Genomic DNA, 2,453 nt, shown 5'->3' with positions numbered 1-2,453 from the left:
TGTTTATGGCAAACTAAAAATGTAGGTTATGGCACTTCTTTTATGCATGTCCTATAGGGCTATGCATAAAAGAAAAAGCCACTTGCTAACAACTCAATAATTAACTACACTTCCTGTTGGACCCATTATTCTGGCAGGAGGTAGATTAGGAGTGTTAGAAGTGACTGAAATTAATTATATCAGACAACAAGTGAACGGAAAAGGGCATACATATGCAGAGGTTGCGAGAAGAACAAATAGAGACCCAAGAACCGTACAGAAATATGCGGATCTAGATGAATTCCAACCTGAATTGAAAGGAAGGAAACATCAACCCTCTCCGGTTATGGATCCGGTGAAAGAGATTGTGGATCAGTGGTTGAGGGAAGATTTGAAGAAGAAAAAGAAATATCGGAGAACTGCGAAGCGTATTTGGGAGTTATTAAAGGAAGAGTGTGGATTTAAAGGTTCAGACCGAACGGTGAGAGCATATGTCTCTAAGCGGAAAATAGAATTACTTGAAGAGATGGAAGCAAACGATGAGGCAGCTCTTCCGTTAGAAGCAAGTCCAGGGGATGCCCAGGTAGACTTTGGGGAGGCGCCGTTTAAGGTAGAGGGAGAAGTCATAGAACTTCCGTATCTGGTTATGTCTTTCCCGTACAGTAATGCATTTCTGGTTCAGGTGTTTGAGTCCCAGAATCAAGACTGTTTCTTGGAAGGCATGAAACGATTCTTTCATCACCTTGGGGGAGTACCTAGAAGAGTTCGTTTTGATAACTTATCACCTGCGGTGAAAAAGATTCTTCCTCATGGAAGACGTGAACTGACGGAGGGATTTGAAAGGTTTGTCTTACACTACGGTTTCGAATATGAATTTTGTAATCCAGGTTCAGGGAATGAAAAAGGTCATGTGGAAGCAATGGTTAAGTATGTTCGTAATAATTTCTTTTTACCAGAACGAAGAGTATTTCAATTAGACGAATTCAATACCAAGTTGTGGGGAGAAGCTGAAAAAGATCGTCATCGCCAACATTATGAGAAAAAGGAAGAAATCAGTAAATTGTTCGAAGAAGATAAGCATGCATTTTTACACTTACCGGCCAAGGAGTATAGTTGTGTACGCTATGAAACTTTGAAAGCTGATAAATATGGGTTTGTCCAAGTGGATACAAAAAAATACTCCACTTCCCCACGTTACGCAAAACAAAAAGTCTTGGTGGCAATCACATATGATCAAGTTACTATCCTTTCGGATAGATACGAAAAAATTGTAAGACATAACCGAATCTACGGAAATGCATCAAAATCAATGGTATGGCAACCCTACCTATCTCTTATGGCCACAAGGCCAACAGCTTTGAAATATACGACGTTCTATGGCCAATTACCGGAACGCTGGCGAAGCTATTTGAATGAATGCACCGTTGAGGAGAAGAAAGAAGCTCTCAAACTATTATCAACATTACTGAAAGAACATAGTTTAGAAAAGGCAACAGAAGCGTTGGAGATAGCTTCTAAAAGGAGCCATCCATCTTCCGAATCAATCAAACAGGTTTTCCATCAACTTATTCACGGGCGAGGTTATCGTGATACGTTGGAGATGAAGCCTAGCATCCCAGTCATGCCAGTCGCTGAGCGAGGGATTAAGAAATATGATGTCTTCTTTTCCTCTGAAAGGAGGCAGGCATAATGCATGAAATGATTCAGGAGTACGCAAAGCGATTAAAACTCAGCTGGATTCGTGAGAATTTCCATACGGTGAACATAGAAGATCCTCAACAATACTTATTAACACTTTTTGAAAAGGAAGTGGAACAGCGTGAGGAGCGTAAGATAAACCTATTATTCAAAACGGCAACGCTGCCGAACGTGTCTGGCAATCCTTTTGATTGGACAGATATTCAATTGGGTCAGGGGTTAAGTCAAGAATCGGTATTAGAAGGAGAATTTATCGAGGCAAAGGAAAATATGATTTTTTATGGTGGAGTAGGTGCAGGTAAAACCTACCTCTCTACGCTCATAGGAATCAATGCCATACAGAAGTATGGCAAGCGAGTGAAGTTCTATACCGTTGCTTCATTGGCAAATGAGCTGTTGGAAGCGAATGAAAAAGGTACGTTGACCAGGCTGTTTAACAGAATAGATAAGCTTGATCTATTAATATTAGATGAGCTAGGCTATATTCCATTGCATAAGCAAGGTGCAGAACTACTGTTTCAAGTGATATCTATGTGTTATGAAAAACGGAGCATTATCATTACTACCAATCTTCAATTCGGACAGTGGAACCATGTCTTTGGCGATCCAATTCTAACGGAAGCCGTAGTGGATCGCCTAATCCACCACTCCCACCTCATTCTGTTTGGGGGTGAAAGTAAACGAATGAAAGAGTCTATGATGATGAAAAATTAGAGGTTGGCAAGTGGTTTACAAAAAGGGCTGCCGTTTCATACATTTTACACTTGCCAAATACA

At 40.5% G+C, this 2,453-nt stretch carries 2 protein-coding genes; both read left to right on the top strand.

The genetic code is table 11. The features are described from left to right. Window positions 1–151 precede the first annotated feature (151 nt). Complete coding sequence (istA, locus tag SPD53_RS19625) at window positions 152–1,669, top strand: IS21 family transposase (protein WP_047186307.1); 1,518 nt, start codon at window positions 152–154, stop codon at window positions 1,667–1,669. Further along, window positions 1,669–2,391, top strand: a complete 723-nt coding sequence (gene istB, locus SPD53_RS19620) for an IS21-like element helper ATPase IstB (RefSeq protein WP_156857187.1) — start codon at window positions 1,669–1,671, stop codon at window positions 2,389–2,391. Before istA ends, istB begins: the two co-directional genes overlap by 1 nt. Window positions 2,392–2,453 lie beyond the last annotated feature (62 nt).

It is taken from the genome of Oceanobacillus sp. MO10714A (assembly GCF_037072045.1).
Lineage (GTDB): Bacteria > Bacillota > Bacilli > Bacillales > Amphibacillaceae > Oceanobacillus > Oceanobacillus indicireducens.
The sequence above is the reverse complement of the archived record's forward strand: the minus strand, read 5'-3'. Positions and strand labels throughout refer to the sequence as shown.

Excerpts from the sequence above, each read along its gene's own strand:
- istB (WP_156857187.1), top strand. The coding sequence starts at position 1,669 with ATGCATGAAATGATTCAGGAGTACGCAAAGCGATTAAAACTCAGCTGG.